The organism is Mycobacterium genavense ATCC 51234, from assembly GCF_000526915.1.
GTDB lineage: Bacteria > Actinomycetota > Actinomycetes > Mycobacteriales > Mycobacteriaceae > Mycobacterium > Mycobacterium genavense.
In genome coordinates this window covers 737,652-753,769 of record NZ_JAGZ01000001.1, presented here as the reverse complement: position 1 = coordinate 753,769, position 16,118 = coordinate 737,652, and the positions used below count along the sequence as shown (strand labels likewise).

Here is a 16,118-nt window from a genome sequence, read left to right as displayed (position 1 = left end):
TCCCGGCTAGTTGTTACCCCGATTGAATTGGTCGAACCCACCGGCGTCCGCGCTGGAGTCGACGGGCGCCGCCGATCCGCGCTGGCCGAGCTCCTCGAGCTGGGACTCGAGGTAGGTCTTCAGGCGGGTCCGATATTCGCGTTCGAAGGTGCGCAGCTGCTCGAGACGGCCTTCCAGCACGGTGCGCTGCTGGTTGATGGTGCCCATGATCTCGGAGTGCTTGCGTTCGGCGTCGGCCTGCAGGGCGTCGGCCTTCTCCTGCGCCTGACGCAACTGCGTCTCGGAGCGGGTTTGCGCGTCGGCCAACATCGCGTCGGCGCGCTGACGGGCCTCGGTGACCGTGGCTTCGGCGGTCTGCCGGGCCTCGGTCAAGATCTGGTCGGCGTTGGCGCGAGCATCCGACAGCAACTTGTCCGACTCGGCCTGCGCGGTGCTGGTCAGCCGGTCGGCGGTGTCCTGGGCCAGGCTCAGCACCCGGGCGGCCTTGAGGGCCTGCTCCTCGTTGGTGGCCGTCGCGGCCGGCGCGGCGGCCGCCTTCACCGGCTCGGGCTCGGGCTCGAAGGGCTCGGGCTCGAAGACAGGGGCGGCGGCAGAGGGGGCAGCGGCACCGCCGCCGGCGGCCAATTCACGGTCGAGCTCCTCGACCCGCTGGCGCAGATCGGAGTTCTCTTCGATGAGCCGCGTCAGCTCGTTTTCCACCAGGTCGAGGAACGCGTCGACCTCGTCCTCGTTGTAACCGCGCTTGCCAATAGGCGGCTTACTGAACGCCACATTGTGGACGTCGGCTGGTGTAAGCGGCATTGTTTCGTCCCCTCAAGTTCCTGTCAAACGTTCTCGAAAGTGTAGAACGGTGTGGCAGCGGTTGTGCATCTGCCGCCCATCCTGTCACACCAGACCCGGCGGTCGCCGATTGCCCAATAATTAAGAACCAATTTCAAACGCTGACAGCCATAAAATCTCAATCCTTAGAATTTGCAAATCGCGCGCATCAAACCGAAGCCGATCCGTAGCCAAACCGTCGCTTAGGGCCGCCGGAACATATCGCGGCTCACGCCGCGGCGCCGAAAGCGAGCTGCATGCCGATGAACGCGACCAGCAGCAGCACCATGATGGACAGGTCGAAGCGGACCGCGCCGATGGTGAGTTGCGGGATCAGCCGCCGCAGCAGTTTCACCGGCGGATCCGTGATCGACATGATGAGTTCCAGGATCACCACTGTGATACCGGTGGGATGCCAGTCACGGCTGAACGAGCGGATGAACTCGACGACGACCCGAGCGATCAGCAGCAGCCAAAAGATGAACAGCGCAAACCCAAGGATCTGAAAGAACAGCACCAACGAGAGCCCGACCTTACCGATGAGACGTCTACCGCCGCGCGATAGCGCGGACATCGCAAGAGTACCGACTCACGCCCCGAGCGGACATCTCAGATCCACCCGGAGACCGAGCGCCTTGACCCCGCGCGCCAGCGGGGCGGATGAGGCTATTGGTAGGCGTAGAAGCCGGTTTCGGCGATCCGGCGCCGCTCCTCCGGCGAGACGTCCACGTCGGCGGGCGACAGCAGGAACACCTTGGTCGCAACCTTGTCGAACGAGCCACGCAGGGCGAACGCCAACCCGGCCGCGAAGTCGACGAGCCGCTTGGCGTCCGCGTTGTCCATCGACACCAGGTCCATGATCACCGGGGTGCCGTCGCGGAACCGCTCACCGATGGTGCGGGCCTCGCTGTAGTCCTTGGGTCGCAGCGTGGTGATCTTCGACAGCGGGTGGCCCTCTTCGAACATCATCGCCATCCGGCGCGGGTCCATGGCCAGCGCACCGCGGGTGGAACCGCTGCGCAACCACGACCCCAGGCGCGGGCGGCCCAGGTCCGGGCGGTCGAAGTCGCGGCCGCGGAACGGCGGCGGCGGCTCGTCGGCGTAGCCGCCGCGGTAGCCGGGGGGCACGTAGTCGCCCGCGTCGCCACGCGGGTCGTCGTAGTCGGGGCCGTCATAGCCGCGGACGTAGCCCTCGTCGAACCGAGCACGAGGGAAACCGCGGGAAGGTGCGCGGTCGTCGTAATACTCGTCCTCGTAGTCGTCCATCGGGGCCATGCCGAAATAGGCCTTGACCTTGTGCAGTGTGCTCATCGCGTATGACCCCTTCTAGCCCATGGGATTTCTGTTGTCTGTGATGAAGGTGTGACTACAGTGACTACTCACGGTGACGGTAACCGCCGCGGGCCCAATAGCGCGGTACCGACACGCACACACGTCGAACCGTGTTTTACGGCAATTTCGAAGTCGTTGGACATCCCGGCGGACAACCCGACCGCATTCGGGTGCGCTTCGAGCACCCGGCGGTGCTCGGATTGCAGCCGCTCGAACGCCGCTTCGGGATCGGCGTCCAGCGGCGGAATGCCCATCAGCCCCACCAATTCCAGGCCTTGGGCCTCCTCGACCTGCGCACACAGCTCGTCCAGGGCCCCCGGGTCGGCGATGTCGACGCCGCCACGTGCGACGTCGCCGTCCAGACTGACCTGAACGTAGACGCGCAACGGGTCCCGCCGTCCACCCTCGGCCAACGTGGCCGTAACCGCCCGTTCCAGCGCCGTTACCAGTTGCGGGCTGTCGACCGAGTGGGCCGTGTGCGCCCAGCGCGCCAGCGAACGCGCCTTCTTGCGCTGAATCCGTCCCACCATGTGCCGCTGCAACTCTCGCGAATCCGGCCGCCCGAAAGCGTCCGCCAAACGAGTGAGTTCCGCCACCTTTGCCACCGCTTCTTGGTCCCGCGATTCACCCACCGATCGACAACCCAATCGAGACAAAATCGCAACATCGGTTGCCGGAAAGAATTTCGTAATTGGCAGCAGTTCAATTTCGCTGACATTGCGGCCCGCCGCTTGCGCGGCCGTCGCTAGTCGCGAACGCACTGCCGCCAACGCATGAGTCAATTCGGTTTCCCGGTTGTCCTGACTCGATCCCGCGTCCGGCATTCCAACCGCCATGGCGGTCACTCCATCCAGACCAGCGACGCCAGCCGGCCGGTCGGCGCGTCGCGGCGATGGCTGAACAGCGTGGCGTCGGCGACCGTGCAGCGCGGATCGATGTCGATCGAGGTGACACCCAAACCCTTTAGCTGGCAAGCGATTCCGGCGCGAAGATCCAGGGCCGGCTTGCCGTTCGCGGTGGCGGCTCGGCTGCCCGGCAGGGCCGCCTCGACCTCGTCGGCCATCGCCGCGGGCACTTCGTAGTTGCGCCCGCTGACCGCGGGGCCGAGCAGCGCGGAGATATCGTCGGGCGTCGCGCCCAGCTGCAGCATCACCCCGAGGGTGCGCGCCACCACTCCCCGCTGCGCACCGACCCGCCCGGCGTGGATCGCGGCGACCACCCCCGCGCGAGCGTCGGCCAGCAATACCGGCACGCAGTCGGCGGTCACCACCGCCAACGCCAGCCGTGGCGTGCGCGTCACCAGCGCGTCGGTGTCGTCGAAGGCGGTCTTTCGTGGCTCGTCGACAACCGCGACCCGATCACCGTGCACCTGGTTCATCCACACCACCCGGTCGCCCAGGCCGATGGCGCGGGCCAGCCGGGCGCGATTGGCGGCCACCGCCGCGGGATCGTCACCGACATGGTCGCCGAGGTTGAAGGTGTCGAAGGGCGGCTTCGAGACGCCGCCCGCTCGGGTGGTCGTCACTCGCCGGATGCGAACGGTCACGTGACCAGTATCCGGAGCGTCGCGTTTCCCCAGCGTCAGCGGCGCATGAAGGGCGGCACATCGACGTCGTCGTCATCGCCACCGATACTCAGCGTCGCGCCGTTGGTGTGCACCGGCACGCTGACGGCGTCGACCGGCTCGAACAGCGTCGAGGTGAGCTTGCCCGCCTTGGCCGACTCGATCCGGTGCGCGCCGCCGGCCTTCTCCCCCTTGTCGGCCCCGATCACGGGCTTGCGCCCGGGCCCGGCCGCGTCGAAGCCCGCCGCGATGACGGTGACGCGCACCTCGTCGCCCAGCGAGTCGTCGATGACGGTGCCGAAGATGATGTTGGCGTCCTGGTGGGCGGCGTCCTGCACCAGCGACGCCGCCTCGTTGATCTCGAACAGGCCCAGGTCGCTGCCGCCGGCGATCGACATCAGCACACCCTGGGCGCCCTCCATCGACGCCTCAAGCAGCGGCGAGTTGATCGCGATCTCGGCGGCCTTGAGCGAGCGGCCCTCGCCGCGGGCCGAGCCGATGCCCATGAGGGCGGTGCCGGCGCCGGACATGATGCCCTTGACATCGGCGAAGTCGACGTTGATCAGACCGGGCGTGGTGATCAGGTCGGTGATGCCCTGGACACCGTTGAGCAGCACCTCGTCGGCGCTGCGGAACGCGTCCATAAGCGACACCGCGGCATCGCCCATCTGCAACAGGCGGTCGTTGGGAATGACGATCAGGGTGTCGCAGCTCTCGCGCAGCGCGTTGATGCCGTTTTCGGCCTGATTGCTGCGGCGTTTGCCCTCGAACGAGAACGGCCGGGTGACCACGCCGACCGTCAGCGCGCCCAGCTTGCGCGCGATGCTGGCGACGACCGGCGCCCCGCCGGTACCGGTTCCGCCGCCCTCACCGGCGGTGACGAACACCATGTCCGCGCCCCGCAGCAGCTCTTCGATCTCGTCCTTGGCATCCTCGGCGGCCTTGCGCCCGACCTCGGGATCGGCGCCGGCGCCCAACCCGCGGGTGGAGTCGCGGCCCACGTCGAGCTTGACGTCGGCATCGCTCATCAACAGCGCCTGCGCGTCGGTGTTGATCGCGATGAACTCGACGCCCTTGAGGCCCTGTTCGATCATCCGGTTGACAGCGTTGACGCCGCCGCCACCGATACCCACAACCTTGATGACGGCCAGGTAGTTGTGCGGGGGGGTCACCATCTCGTCTTCCTCCCTGGTGGGGATTCGGTTCTTACCGGTACAGTGGCGGTTCGCCCTGGCAAACTCTCAACCTCAACCATAGAGTTAGAGTTATGTCAAGTAGTTCCGCGCAACCAGAACGGTATGGGTACGACGCGCGCTAACCCCGCAGGCGCGCCGACATGCCGCGCGCAAATTTTCGTCAATTTTCGGGCACTGAGCGGCCCCGAAGCGCCCGGACGCTACTTGACGGTGGGTAGATCGGGGCTGGACACGTCGTAGGTCTTGCCCGGCTGGGTGAGCAGGGCGGCGAGCTTTTCGGCCTTCTCGTCCGTGCGATCGGTGGTGCCCCAGATCACCACCCGCCCGTCGCCGAGGGTCAGCGTGATCGAGGCAAGCGAGGGCGCCGCGATCCGGCCCACCTGGTCGGCGACCTCGGGGCGCAGCGCCAGCAATACCTGCAGCGCGGCCTTGGTCGTCGGGTCGTTCGGCCCGGGATTGGTGACGTCGATGTACGGCAGCGCCGGTGGCGGCGGTGCGGTCGCGAAGTCGACGCCGTCGCGGTCGAACAGGTGCGGCCCGTCGGGAAAGTCCTTGACCACCACCGGGACTCGCTCGACGATCGTGATCCGCAGCGCCGACGGATATTGCCGTTGCACCCGGGCGCTGGCCACCCGGCGGATCGCCGCCACCCGGTCGGCGACCTGGTTGGTGTTGATCTGCAGCAGCGGTGTGCCGACCCGCACCCGCGCGGCGTCGAGCACCTCTTCGCGGGACACCGCGCCGGTGCCGGTGACGACGATGTCGCGCGCCGACATCACCGGCGTGAAGTAGAGAATCAGCGCCAGCCCGATCCCGACGATGACCAACATCACGGTCGCGAGCAACATCTTCAGGCCCCGGACCACGCCGCGCGCGGGTTTTTTGGGCGGACTGACGATGCGTCCGCTGGCCCGGCGCTTGGCTTCGCGGCGCGCTTGCTCGATCGCGATGGCCCGTTCCTGTGCGGCGCGGCGCTCGGCGCGTTCGCGGCGGGCCCGGCGGCGGGGCCCCTCGAATTCGACTTGCTGGCCCGCGGATTGCCCGGCCTCGGGCTGGGCGTCTTCGACGGGGATCGGCACGGTGACCGCGCTCTCGTCGACGGGCGGGGTGGGGTCGGTCATCGCAACACCCCGGGCGCACCGGGCGCGCTGCGATTGGCGCGCACCCGCAGCGCGGCGACGATCTCGGCCCCCAGCAGCGTCACGTCGCCGGCGCCCATCGTCACGATGACGTCCCCGGGACCGGCGGCCGCGGCGACCTGCTCGGCGACCGCGGAGAAGTCGGGCAGGTAGCGCGCCGGCACGCTGACATGCTCGGCGACGGTGGCCCCGCTGACCCCGGCCGACGGCTGTTCGCGCGCGCCGTACACGTCCAGCACGAACACCTCGTCGGCAGCGTCCAGCGCGTGACCGAACTCGGCAGTGAAAGCCTTTGTGCGCGAATACAAATGGGGCTGGAACACCACCAGCGAGCGACCCTCGCCGCCCTGCTCGACGACGGTGCGGACCGCCGCCAGCGCCGCGCTGATCTCGGTCGGATGGTGGGCGTAGTCGTCGAACACCCGCACCGACCCCACGGTTCCGACCAGTTCGAAGCGACGTCGCACGCCCTCGAAACCGGCCAGCCCGTCGAGCACCTGGTCGGTCGGCGCGCCGACCTCGATCGCGGCCAGCAACGCGCCGAGCGCGTTGAGTGCCATGTGCCGCCCGGGCACCGACAGCCGCATCGCCCGCACCGGTTGGTCGCCCAGCCGGATGTGCGCGACGGCCCCGGTGCCCTGCTGCTCCCAGGACAGCAGCGTCCCGGCCTGGGGGTACCTCCCGCTTGCGGGGGCCTCCCGGTCCGACGGCCCGTGTGTCCCGGATCCGTAGCGCACTACCCGGATGCCCAGCTCGGCGCTGCGCCGCGCCAGCGCGGCCGCACCCGGGTCGTCGGTGCACACCACCAGCGCGCCGCCGGGGGCCAGCCGCTCGACGAACGCGTCGAAGACCGCGACGTAGGCGTCTTCGCTGCCGTAGAAGTCCAGGTGATCGGTCTCGATGTTGGTGACGACCGCGACGTTGGGCGTGTACTCGAGCAGCGAGCCGTCGCTTTCGTCGGCCTCGGCGACGAAGCAGTCGCCGCTGCCGTGGTGGGCGTTGGTGCCGGCCTCGCCGAGATCCCCGCCGACCGCGAACGAGGGGTCGCGCCCGCACTGCTGCAGGGCCACGACCAGCATCGAGGTGGTCGTGGTTTTGCCGTGAGTGCCGGTGACCATCAGCGTGGTGCGCCCCTGCATCAGCTTGGCCAGCACAGTCGGCCGCAGCACCACCGGGATGCCGCGGCGGCGGGCCTCGACGAGTTCGGGGTTGGTCTTCGGGATGGCGGCGTGGGTGGTGATGACCGCGGTCGGGCCGCCGGGCAGCAGGTCCAGCCAGGACGGGTCGTGTCCGATGCGGATCTGGGCGCCCCGGGCCCGCAGCGCGTGCACACCGCGCGACTCCTTGGCGTCGGAGCCGGAGACCTGTCCGCCGCGGTCCAGCAGGATGCGGGCGATGCCCGACATGCCGGCTCCCCCGATGCCCACCATGTGCACCCGTTGCAGGTCCGCGGGCAACTGGTCGGCGGTCATCGCGGCCCCCCGGCTGCCGGCCCCCTATCACGTGCTTGGCGCGCGATGTCCAGGGCCGCCTCGGCCACCTGGCGCGCGGCGTCCCGATGCCCCACCCGGGCGGCCGCGGCCGTCATCGCCGCCAGCCGCGGCGGGTCGGTGAGCAGCCCGATCACCTCGCGGGCCACCAGGTCCGGGGTCAGGGCGGCGTTGGGGACGACCATGCCGCCGCCGGCGTTGACCACCGGCAGCGCGTTGAGCCGCTGCTCGCCGTTGCCGATCGGCAGCGGAACGTAGATCGCCGGCAGACCGACGGCCGACACCTCGGCGACTGTCATCGCCCCGGAGCGGCAGATGGTCAGATCGGCGGCCGCGTAGGCCAGGTCCATCCGGTCCAGATACGGCACCGCGCGGTACGGCGGATCGCCGGGCTGCGGTTCGCGCAGCTCGAGGGTGTTCTTCGGGCCGTACGCGTGCAAGACGGACACGCCCGCGGCGGCCAAGTCGGCCGCGGCCGCGGCGACCGCGCGGTTCAGCGAGACCGCTCCTTGCGAACCGCCGAACACCAGCAGCACCCGCGCGTCGGCTGGGAATCCGAAGTACCGGCGGGCCTGCGCGCGCAGCGCCGCGCGGTCCAGCGTGGTGATGGCCGCCCGCACCGGCACCCCGACCACCTCGGCACGGCGCAGCCCGCAATCCGGCACCGCGGACAGCACCCGGTCCGCGGTGCGGGCACCGACCCGGTTGGCCAGCCCGGCACGGGCGTTGGCCTCGTGAATCACCACCGGGATGCGGCGCCGGAACCCCGGAAAACCCCGGGCCGCGAGGTAGGCCGGGAGGGCCACGTAGCCGCCGAAACCCACCACCACGTCGGCGTCGACGACGTCGAGCACCGAGCGGGTCTCGCGCACGGCGCGCCACACCCGCGGTGGCAGCCGGGCCAGGTCACCGCTGGGTTTACGCGGCAGCGGGACCGGCGTGATCAGCTCGAGGTGGTAGCCGCGCGCCGGCACCAGCCTGGTCTCGAGTCCGCGCGCGGTGCCCAGCGCGGTGATCCGGACCCGCGGATCCAGCACGCGCAGCGCATCGGCCACGGCCATCGCCGGCTCCACGTGTCCGGCGGTGCCGCCGCCGGCTAGTACGACCGACAGGGCGGCTTCGACCGATGGCCGGACCGATGATGCGGCACCCGCGGGCGAGGGACCTACCCCCTGCCCGCCGGCCGGCTGCTTGACCGTGTGGTTCACCCGTAACGCTGACCTTCCAATGCGCGAGCGCGCCGCGTCCGGCGCTGACCGGCTCCCTGTCTGGGGTAGCGCTGGTCAGATCCATGATGCCTTGACCGGGGTTCCGCGCGGGCGGCTGTCCGCCCGAAAACCGGTCGCAGTGGCGGCTCGGGCTCGCGGGCGGCGGTGCGGACCGGTGGCTCGGCTTTCCGGGCCGGGGCCTTGCGGCCGCGTGCGGGCGCGGGTCGGCGCGGCGGTCGCGGCTTTGCGCGCGTCCGGTCGCGAAACGTCTCGAGCCGCGTCGGCGAATACGGTTCGGGCAGCGGCAGCCGCAGCAGCCGGTTCATCTTGTCGTCGCGTCCGGCGCGCAGCGCGGCCACCGCCTCGGGTTCGTGCCGCGCCGCGTTGCACATGATCCCGATCATGAAAAGCGTTGCGGCGGTGGATGTTCCACCCGCGGATATCAACGGCAGCTGCAGGCCGGTGACCGGCAGCACGCCGATCACGTAGCCGATGTTGATGAACGCCTGCCCAATGATCCACATCGTGGTGGTCGCGGTCAGCAGCCGCAGGAACGGGTCGGCCGACCGTCGCGCGATCCGCATGCCGGTGTAGGCGAACAACCCGAACAGCGCCAGCAGCCCGAACGCGCCGATGAAACCGAGCTCCTCACCGATGATCGCGAAGATGAAGTCGTTGTGGGCGTTGGGTAGGTAGTTCCATTTGGCGGTGCCCTGGCCGAGGCCGTCGCCGAAGATGCCGCCGTGGGCCAGCGCGAACTTCGCCTGACGGGCCTGATAACCGGTGTCCTGCGGGTCGTTCTCGGGGTTGATCCACGACCGCACCCGCTCCGACCGGTAACCGGCGGACATGGCCAGCACCGCGCCGGCCATGAAGACGGCCAGCAGCGACGTCCCGAAGACGCGCAGCGGCAGCCCGGCGTACCACAGCAGGGCCAGCAGGATGATGCCCATCGACATTGTCTGCCCCAGGTCGGGCTGGGCCACGATCAGCCCCAGCGCGATGACGGCCGCCGGCACCAGCGGGATCAGCATCTCGCGCAGCGAGGCCCGCTCCATCCGCCGGGACGCAAGCAGGTGTGCACCCCAGATGGCGAACGCGATCTTGGCCAGCTCGGAGGGCTGCATCGAAAAGCCCGCGACGACGAACCACTTCCGCGAGCCGTTGGCGAGGTTTCCGATGCCGGGAACCAGCACCAGGACCAGCAAGATGATGGTGACGAGGTAGGCCGGGAAGGCCACCCGGCGGATGAACCGCACCGGCAGCCGCATCGAGACGTAGGCGCCGACGACCCCGATGATCGTCCACAACACCTGCTTGCCGAAGATCACCCACGCCGACCCGTCGTCACCGTAGGAGCGCACGCCCGACGCGGAGAGCACCATGGTTAGGCCCAGCGTGGTCAGCAACCCGGCGATCGCGATGATCAGGTGAAAGGAGGTCATCGGCCGGCCCAGCCAGACGCCGAAACGAGCTCCCGGACGGTGCTGCGGATCTTTGACCTGGACCTTGGCCGCCGCCGGGGCCTTGTCCTCGGGCGGTTCGGGGGCCTCGGGAGCGTCCGCGGTGTGCATCGTGTCCGTCGGCGCCTCGTCCTCGGCGACGTCCGCCGCCTTGACCGGATCGACCGGCGGGGCCTCGATCTTCGTCTTCCCCCGGCGGAGGCGCCGGGTCAGCGCGTTACCCACACCCGCCTACCGCAGCGCCGCGCGTACGGCGGCGGCGAAGGCTTCACCACGGTCGGCGTAGCTGCTGAACTGGTCAAACGATGCACCTGCCGGTGCCAGCAGCACCGTATCCCCCGCTTTTGCCAAGTCACGAGCCGCCGCCACCGCAGCGGTCATTACGCGAGCGCCGAGACTATCCCCCACACTGTCAACATTCGTCACATTAGCATCAGCAGTCGCATGCATATCAGCATCCTCGCCTGTCACAACCTGGACGACGGGGACATCGGGCGCGTGTCGCGATAACGCCTCGGCAACCTCTTGCCGGTCTCGGCCGATGAGCACGGCGCCGACCAGCCGAGATGCGATCCTGGCGACCTCCGCATCCAGCGAGGCGCCCTTGAGCAAACCGCCGGCCACCCACACCACCCGCGGGTAGGCCATGATCGAGGCCTCGGCCGCGTGCGGGTTGGTGGCCTTCGAATCGTCGACGTACCGAATCCCGTCGGCCACCGCGACGGTCTCGCTGCGGTGCCGGCCCAGCTGAAACATCGAGACGGCCTCCGCGATCGCCGCGGCGGGCACGTCGACGCTGCGGGCCAGCGCCGCCGCGGCCAGCGTGTCGAGCACGCCGACCGGGCCGGGCACCGGGATCGCCGCGGCCGGCAGCAGCTCCAGATCGTCGGCAAACGCGCGGTCCACTAGCAGACCGTCGCGGACACCGAGCTCCCCCGCGGCCGGCTCACCGAGCCGGAAACCCACCCGCACCGGCGCCGCGGCGCCGCTCAGCAAGGCGGCCGCGCGGCTGTCGTCCAGCCCGACGACCGCGACCCGGCCGCCCAGCACCCGGGCCTTGGCCGCGGTGTACTCGGCCATCGACGCATGCCAATCCAGGTGGTCCTCGGCGATGTTGAGCACCACGCCCGCCTCGGGACGCAGCGACGGTGCCCAAAACAGTTGGAAACTGGACAGTTCCACGGCCAGCAGGTCGGCCGGCTGGTCCAGAAAGTCCAGCACCGGGTCGCCGATGTTGCCGCACAGCAGGCTGCGCCGCCCGTCGGCGACCAACATCGCGTGCAGCATCGAGGTGGTCGTGGTCTTGCCGTTGGTGCCGGTCACCACCAGCCAGCGCCGCGGCGTCCCGTAGCACCCCGCGGCGTCGAGGCGCCAGGCCAGTTCCACGTCACCCCAGATCGGCAGGCCCGCGGCGGCGGCCGCGGCAAACACCGGAGCCGACGGCTGGAATCCGGGGCTGGTGACCACCAGCGCGTAATCCGCGATCTGGCGCACGGCGGTCGCGGGATCGACTGTGCGGACACCGTTTTCGGCGTCCGGGCCGAGCATGGCCGGATCGTCGTCGCACAGGGTGGCGACGGCGCCGAACCGGGTCAGCGCGCCCAGGATCGCCCGACCGGTTACCCGGGCACCGGCGATCAGGACGGGTGCACCGGCCACCAACGGTTGCAGCCCGGACATGTCATGCGCCGATCGTGGCGAACCACTCACCGTAGAACAGCGCCACACCCAGCCCGCAGGCGATCGCGGTGAGCAGCCAGAACCGGATGATCACCGTCGTTTCGGCCCAGCCGCTCAACTCGAAATGGTGATGAAACGGCGCCATCCGGAACACCCGGCGCCCGGTGGTGCGGAAGGTCAGGATCTGTAGCACCACCGAGACGACTTCGGCGACGAACAGCGAACCCAGCACCACCGCCAGCAACTCGGTGCGGCTGGCCACGGACAGGCCCGCGATGATCCCGCCCAGCGCCAGCGAACCGGTATCGCCCATGAAGATCTTGGCGGGCGCGGCGTTCCACCACAGAAAGCCGATGCAGGCGCCCGCGGTCGCGGCGGCCACCAAGGCCAGGTCCAGCGGGTCGCGCACGTTGTAGCAGCCCAGTCCCGGCGCGGTGGCGCAGCCGTTGCGGTACTGCCAGAAGGTGATCAGCACGTAGGCACCGGTGACCATCGCCATGCAGCCAGCGGCCAGCCCGTCGAGGCCGTCGGTGAAGTTGACCGCGTTGGACCAGGCGCTGACGATGACGACGCAGAACAGCACGAAGAGCCCTGGAGCCAGGGTGACGGTGGCGATTTCACGCACGTAGGAAATATCCACGCTGGCCGGTGTCAGGCCGTTGGCGTTGTGGAACTGCAAGACCAGCACCCCGAACAGCACCGCGGCCACGATCTGCCCGACGGTCTTGGCCGTCTTGTTCAGGCCCAGGTTGCGCGAACGGCGGATCTTGATCAGGTCGTCGAGGAAGCCGACGCCGCCCAGCATTGTGGCCAGCCCCAGCACCAGCAGGCCCGACGCGGAGGCGCCCTCGCCGTCGAACGCCAGCCCGGCAAGGTGGGTGCCCAGGTAGCCGGCCCAGATACCCGCTACGATCGCCACGCCGCCCATCGACGGCGTACCGCGTTTGGTGTGGTGACTCGGCGGGCCGTCCTCGCGGATCTGGTGGCCGAACCCCTGCTTGGTGAACAACCGGATCAGCGTCGGGGTCAGCAGAATCGACACGGTCAAAGCGATCGCGACGGCCACCACAATCTGTCTCACGGGCGGGCCCCGCCCTCTGCCGCCAGCGTGTCGGCCAGAGCGCCGAGTCCGGCGGCGTTGGACGCCTTCACCAAGACCACGTCGCCGGATCGCAGTTCGGCCCGCAACAACTGCAACGCGGCGTCGGCGTCGGCCACTTGCACGGCCCCCCTATCACCGGGCGCTCCCCACGAGCCCCATGCCCCTTCCAGGACCGCAGCGTGGTGCATCGCGGCTACCGACCTCCCCGTTCCCACGACAACAAGTCGAGACACATCTAAGCGCACCGCCAGCCGGCCGATGGCATCGTGCTCGCTGATCGCCTCCTCGCCGAGCTCGGCCATCTCGCCCAGCACGGCCCAGCTGCGTCGCTCCGTCGGGCCACCCCGGGCGATCGAGGCCAGCGCCTTCAGTCCGGCCCGCATCGAGTCGGGGTTGGCGTTGTAGGCGTCGTCGATGACGGTCACCCCGTCGGCCCGGTTGCTCACCTGCATCCGGTGCCGCGACATCGGGCCGGCCGCGGCCAGCGACGCGGCGATCTGCTCGACGCTCGCGCCGCACTGCAGGGCGACCGCGCTGGCACACAGCGCATTGGTGACCTGGTGTTCGCCGAAGACGCCGAGTTGCATCTCGACCTCGGCAGCGCCGCGCGCGTCCATCGCGTGCAGGGTAAAGCGCGGCCTGGCCAATTCGTCCAGCGACACGCCCTCGGCCCAGACGTCGCTGGGCCCCGAATCGGTGTGCCTGGCCCGGCTCACCCGGACCACCCAACCGGAGCAGACATGCGCCATCGCCGCAACCGACGGGTCGTCGACGTTGAGGATGACCACGCCGGACGGCGGAACAGCTCGTGGCAGTTCGGATTTGGTGCGCGCGATCGCCGCGCGCGAGCCGAACTCGCCGAGGTGCGCGGTGCCCACGTTGAGCACCACCCCGATCGCGGGCGGGGCGATGCGCGCCAGCTCGGCAATATTGCCGGGATGGCGCGCCGACATCTCCAGAACCAGGTAGTCGGTGCGCCGGGTGGCGCGCAGCACCGTCCAGGGATGACCCAGCTCGTTGTTGAACGATCCCGGCGGGGCCACCACTTCGCCCAGCGGCTCGAGCACCGCGGCCACCAGGTCTTTGGTCGACGTCTTTCCCGACGAGCCGGTGATCCCGATGATGGTCAGCCCGCCGGCGACCAGCTCCTCGGCGACCGCCTTGGCCAGTTTGGCCAAGGCGCCCAGCACCGCGGCGCCCGACCCGTCGGGGTCGTGTTCGAGCACGCCGGCGCGGCTGTCGCCCGGTTCGGGCGCGACGACGATCGCGGGAACCCCGACCGGCCGGGCGGCCAGCACCGCCACCGCACCGGCGGCCACCGCCGAGGCCGCGTGGTCGTGTCCGTCCGAGCGCGCGCCGGGCAACGCCAGGAACAGCCCACCGGGACCGACCGCGCGCGAGTCGAATTCGACGGTCCCGGTGACGCGGAGTTCGGCGGCCTCCTCCGCGGAGACGTCGGCCAGGGTGCCGCCGACGATTTCGGCGATCTGCGCGACGGTCATCTCGATCATCGGAGGTCTTCCAACGCCTGCGCGAGTTCCACCCGGTCGTCGAACGGGCGCACCACATCGCCGGCGCGCTGTCCGGTTTCGTGGCCCTTGCCGGCGATCAGCACCACGTCGCCGGGCCTGGCCCAGCCGACCGCGTGCCGGATCGCCTCCCGCCGGTCGCCGATCTCGACCACCTGCGCAGCGAATCCCGTTGTACCGTCCAGGATTTCGCGGCGGATCAGCGCGGGATCCTCGCTGCGCGGGTTGTCGTCGGTGACGACGACCAAGTCGGCCAGCTCGGCGGCGACGGCCCCCATCGGCCCCCGCTTGCCCGGGTCGCGATCGCCACCGGCGCCGAACACCACCGCCAGCCGCCGACCCGGCTGCCGCAGGGTGGTCAGCACCGCGCGCAGCGCGCCCGGCTTGTGCGCGTAGTCGACGAGGGCGAGGAAATCCTGGCCGCGGTCGACCTCTTCCAGTCGCCCGGGAACCCGGGTGTCGCGCAGCCCGTCGGCCGCCCGATCCGGCGAGACCCCGACTGCGTCGAGAATGGCCAGTGCCACAAGGCAATTCGAGATGTTGTAGGCACCAGTGAGCCGAATCCCGATCCGGTGCCGGCCGCCGGCGGGGTCCACCGCGGTGAACTCCTGTCCGGCTCCCCGCTGCGTCACGTCGGTCGCGCGCCAGTGCGCCGGTTGGCCCGTCGCGCTGACCGTGATCGGATCGGTGGCCCGCTGCGCCATCGCACGTCCAGCGTCGTCGTCGACGCACACCACGGCCGTGCGGGCATGCAACGGCGAATTCTGGTCGAACAGCAGGGCTTTGGCCTCGAAGTAGTCGGCCATGGTGGGGTGGAAGTCGAGGTGGTCGCGAGACAGGTTGGTGAATCCGCCTACCGCGAAACGGGTTCCGTCGACGCGACCCAGCGTCAGCGCGTGACTGGAAACCTCCATGACGACGGTGTCCACCCCGCGCTCGGCCATCGCGGCCAGCATCGCCTGCAGCGCGGGGGCCTCCGGAGTGGTCAGGGCGCTGGGGATGTCGGCGCCGTCGATGCGGATGCCGATGGTGCCGATCAGCCCCGCGGTGTGACCGCCGGCGCGCAAACTCGACTCGACGAGATAGGTCGTGGTGGTCTTGCCGGAGGTACCGGTGATGCCGACCACCGTCACCCGGTCGGACGGGTTTCCGTAGACCGTGGCCGCCAGCCCGCCGAGCACACTGCGCGGGGCCGGGTGCACCAGCGTCGGCACGGCGGGGGCACCACCCATCTCGGCGAGCCCGGCGGGGTCGGTGAGCACCGCGACCGCGCCACGTTCGATCGCGTCGCCGGCATAGCGGGCGCCGTGGGTGGCCGAACCGGGCAGCCCGGCGAACAAATCACCGGGCACCAGGTCCTGAGCCCGCAGCGTCACGCCGGTGATCGGCACGTCCGGGACGGCGCCGCCGCCGGCCGCCACCGCGCCCACTTGCGCCGCCAGTGCGGGCAGTCGCACGCCCGCGCCCCTGCTGGGGCGCAGCTCATCCGACGCCTGCATTCAAGTCACACCTTCCCGGGACGCCGCGTGATCGTCACGATCAGCCATGACACCCTATCGAGACGCGCCCGGCCGGGGAAGCCACGCCCGCAGCTTG

At 70.0% G+C, this 16,118-nt stretch carries 13 protein-coding genes and 1 pseudogene; all 14 read right to left on the bottom strand.

Going from position 1 to position 16,118, the window contains the following annotated elements; genetic code table 11:
• Positions 1-6: 6 nt before the first annotated feature.
• Positions 7-801: a DivIVA-like cell division protein Wag31 gene (wag31, locus tag T428_RS0103690; protein ID WP_025735411.1), complete on the bottom strand. Its 795-nt coding sequence runs from the start codon at positions 799-801 to the stop codon at positions 7-9.
• A 247-nt stretch (positions 802-1,048) separates the two neighbouring features.
• Positions 1,049-1,339 carry a YggT family protein gene (locus T428_RS0103685; protein ID WP_025735410.1) on the bottom strand — a complete coding sequence of 97 codons (291 nt, stop codon included), beginning with the start codon at positions 1,337-1,339 and terminating at the stop codon, positions 1,049-1,051.
• A gap of 146 nt (positions 1,340-1,485) precedes the next feature.
• Positions 1,486-2,130: a cell division protein SepF gene (locus T428_RS0103680; protein ID WP_025735409.1), complete on the bottom strand. Its 645-nt coding sequence runs from the start codon at positions 2,128-2,130 to the stop codon at positions 1,486-1,488.
• A 68-nt stretch (positions 2,131-2,198) separates the two neighbouring features.
• Complete coding sequence (locus T428_RS0103675; protein ID WP_245604750.1) at positions 2,199-2,975, bottom strand: YggS family pyridoxal phosphate-dependent enzyme; 777 nt, start codon at positions 2,973-2,975, stop codon at positions 2,199-2,201.
• Positions 2,976-2,992: 17 nt separating this feature from the next.
• Positions 2,993-3,697: a peptidoglycan editing factor PgeF gene (gene pgeF / locus T428_RS0103670; RefSeq protein WP_025735407.1), complete on the bottom strand. Its 705-nt coding sequence runs from the start codon at positions 3,695-3,697 to the stop codon at positions 2,993-2,995.
• 35 nt (positions 3,698-3,732) lie between these two features.
• Positions 3,733-4,887, bottom strand: a complete 1,155-nt coding sequence (gene ftsZ / locus T428_RS0103665) for a cell division protein FtsZ (protein WP_025735406.1) — start codon at positions 4,885-4,887, stop codon at positions 3,733-3,735.
• Positions 4,888-5,111: 224 nt separating this feature from the next.
• Positions 5,112-6,032, bottom strand: a complete 921-nt coding sequence (gene ftsQ / locus T428_RS0103660; protein ID WP_025735405.1) for a cell division protein FtsQ — start codon at positions 6,030-6,032, stop codon at positions 5,112-5,114.
• Positions 6,029-7,522: a UDP-N-acetylmuramate--L-alanine ligase gene (gene murC / locus T428_RS0103655; protein WP_025735404.1), complete on the bottom strand. Its 1,494-nt coding sequence runs from the start codon at positions 7,520-7,522 to the stop codon at positions 6,029-6,031. Before murC ends, ftsQ begins: the two co-directional genes overlap by 4 nt.
• Positions 7,519-8,748, bottom strand: a complete 1,230-nt coding sequence (gene murG / locus T428_RS0103650; RefSeq protein WP_025735403.1) for an undecaprenyldiphospho-muramoylpentapeptide beta-N-acetylglucosaminyltransferase — start codon at positions 8,746-8,748, stop codon at positions 7,519-7,521. The genes murC and murG overlap by 4 nt, the downstream gene beginning before the upstream one ends.
• Positions 8,745-10,239, bottom strand: a pseudogene (ftsW, locus tag T428_RS0103645) (putative lipid II flippase FtsW); the annotation flags it as partial. The pseudogene ftsW and the gene murG, both read right to left, overlap by 4 nt.
• Before the next feature lie 203 nt (positions 10,240-10,442).
• A complete protein-coding gene (murD, locus tag T428_RS0103640; RefSeq protein ID WP_036466870.1) occupies positions 10,443-11,891 on the bottom strand; it encodes a UDP-N-acetylmuramoyl-L-alanine--D-glutamate ligase in 1,449 nt (482 codons plus the stop codon).
• Position 11,892: 1 nt separating this feature from the next.
• Positions 11,893-12,972: a phospho-N-acetylmuramoyl-pentapeptide-transferase gene (gene mraY / locus T428_RS0103635; protein WP_025735400.1), complete on the bottom strand. Its 1,080-nt coding sequence runs from the start codon at positions 12,970-12,972 to the stop codon at positions 11,893-11,895.
• A complete protein-coding gene (locus tag T428_RS0103630) occupies positions 12,969-14,504 on the bottom strand; it encodes a UDP-N-acetylmuramoyl-tripeptide--D-alanyl-D-alanine ligase (protein WP_025735399.1) in 1,536 nt (511 codons plus the stop codon). The genes mraY and T428_RS0103630 overlap by 4 nt, the downstream gene beginning before the upstream one ends.
• Positions 14,501-16,021 (bottom strand): UDP-N-acetylmuramoyl-L-alanyl-D-glutamate--2,6-diaminopimelate ligase, encoded by a 1,521-nt coding sequence (locus T428_RS0103625; protein ID WP_025735398.1) that lies wholly within the window; start codon positions 16,019-16,021, stop codon positions 14,501-14,503. The genes T428_RS0103630 and T428_RS0103625 overlap by 4 nt, the downstream gene beginning before the upstream one ends.
• Positions 16,022-16,118: the final 97 nt, after the last annotated feature.

Bases quoted from the DNA above. Each gene is read 5' to 3' on its own strand.
- wag31 (WP_025735411.1), bottom strand. From the start codon at position 801: ATGCCGCTTACACCAGCCGACGTCCACAATGTGGCGTTCAGTAAGCCG.
- T428_RS0103680 (WP_025735409.1), bottom strand. From the start codon at position 2,130: ATGAGCACACTGCACAAGGTCAAGGCCTATTTCGGCATGGCCCCGATG.
- T428_RS0103675 (WP_245604750.1), bottom strand. From the start codon at position 2,975: ATGCCGGACGCGGGATCGAGTCAGGACAACCGGGAAACCGAATTGACT.
- ftsQ (WP_025735405.1), bottom strand. From the start codon at position 6,032: ATGACCGACCCCACCCCGCCCGTCGACGAGAGCGCGGTCACCGTGCCG.
- murC (WP_025735404.1), bottom strand. From the start codon at position 7,522: ATGACCGCCGACCAGTTGCCCGCGGACCTGCAACGGGTGCACATGGTG.
- murD (WP_036466870.1), bottom strand. From the start codon at position 11,891: ATGTCCGGGCTGCAACCGTTGGTGGCCGGTGCACCCGTCCTGATCGCC.
- T428_RS0103630 (WP_025735399.1), bottom strand. From the start codon at position 14,504: ATGATCGAGATGACCGTCGCGCAGATCGCCGAAATCGTCGGCGGCACC.
- T428_RS0103625 (WP_025735398.1), bottom strand. From the start codon at position 16,021: ATGCAGGCGTCGGATGAGCTGCGCCCCAGCAGGGGCGCGGGCGTGCGA.